Raw genomic sequence first — 996 nt, 5'->3', positions numbered from 1 at the left:
GATTGATGATTTCAAACTGGGATCCCAGCCGGATGGGGCTATTAAGCTCCACCTGCTCCGGGGCGGCTACCAGGATTTGCCAAGCGAAGTTTCCGCTCTCCAGTTTGCCTCCCTCTTTGGGCAGAAACTTCACGGCGGGCAAAAGCGGTCGGGCGGCCAGCCGGCTCAGGGCCCCAACCAAATAGGCAGCAGCCGGCAGCAACTGCGGATCCCCCAGCCACACTTGGCCCGATCCCCGCAGCACTGCTGGAATCTCTTGCAGCTCCCCAGTGGGAGCTTGGTAGCCACTCCAGAGAAGGCCAGAGCTATCGGAACGCACTTGCAAAGTCAGCGGGGTCAGGAATCCTCGACAATTGCCCGGGCTGGCCCCGTAGTCAAGGCGCAGCTCCAGTTGGTTGAAGCGGCGCAGCAGGCGGGTGGGCAGAGTAACAGTCTCGTTGAGCTGGGTGCGGCCTGTTAGGTTGTAGGTGCGCAGCAGAACGCCATTCAAGAACACGTAGCCCGTCAGGCGATCCCCGGCCCGGCCATCCACTGGGTTCATGATCACATCCAGTTGCGCTGCCAGATCCCGCGGGTGCCCCCCCAGTTGAGATAGGTTGAAGTTGAACACCAACGACTGGCTGCCAAACCCCCGCAGCAGGGGATCCACAATCCCCAGCTCACGGAAGCTGAGGCGGTTGGCCCTGAGAGCCTTCTCCAAATCGGATACTGCTACCACCTGGATCCCTCGGCTCACCAGACCTGCCCGCTTCCACTCTTCATAGAGGGCAAGAATGGACTCGCGGCGGGCGGCCACTCGCAGGCGGGATCCCTCGGGGGTAATTTCATGCTGCAGGTGGGGGGTGAAGTTGGCCGGTTCTAGGGTAACCTGAGCTCCTGCAACCGGGCGGTTGCTCCAGAGAATAGGGGTCTGGGGAAAGAGGTGGGAAAGCAAGCTATAGAGCCAAAGGGCCGCTTCTGCGGCTTCAGGAGTGAGGTTGGCTGGCACCACCAGAG

Annotated in this window: 1 pseudogene; it reads right to left on the bottom strand. The window is 61.4% G+C overall.

Going from position 1 to position 996, the window contains the following annotated elements:
- A pseudogene (locus NW860_RS10295) lies at nt 1-996 on the bottom strand (hypothetical protein); the annotation flags it as partial.

This window comes from Synechococcus sp. F70.1 (assembly GCF_047502745.1).
Lineage (GTDB): Bacteria > Cyanobacteriota > Cyanobacteriia > Thermostichales > Thermostichaceae > Thermostichus.
Note: the sequence above shows the minus strand (reverse complement) of the source record. Positions and strands in the feature narration are given on the sequence as shown.